The organism is Leifsonia sp. HAY1-4F (genome assembly GCF_056755275.1).
The window spans coordinates 1-297 of sequence record NZ_JBNDHX010000219.1 but is presented as its reverse complement, the minus strand read 5'-3'; the positions used below and the strand labels follow the sequence as shown (position 1 = coordinate 297).

Annotated in this window: 1 pseudogene; it reads left to right on the top strand. The window is 70.0% G+C overall.

The annotated features are described in order from the left end of the window. A pseudogene (locus tag ACPYOG_RS19285) lies at positions 1-281 on the top strand (Gfo/Idh/MocA family protein); the annotation flags it as partial. Positions 282-297 lie beyond the last annotated feature (16 nt).

The following is a 297-nucleotide window of genomic DNA, read 5'->3' as shown; positions in this document are numbered from 1 at the left end:
CCGACCTGCGCGTCGTCGACTACGCGCCGTCCGGCGAGCTGACCATCTTCACCGGCGAGGGCGAGCAGAGCCAGGACATCTCGGTCACCGCCGATCCCGGGCGCGGCCATCTCGCCGTGGTCGAGACCTTCCTCGAGCACGTCGCGGATCCGGCGAACTGGTCGAACTGGGACGGCTCCCTCGCCCTCGACCGCACTCGCGTGATCGACGCCGCCTACGAGTCCGCCCGCCTCGGCGCCGAAGTCCGCCTGACCCCCACCCCTGTCTCTTATACACACTGACGCTGCCGACGACGGA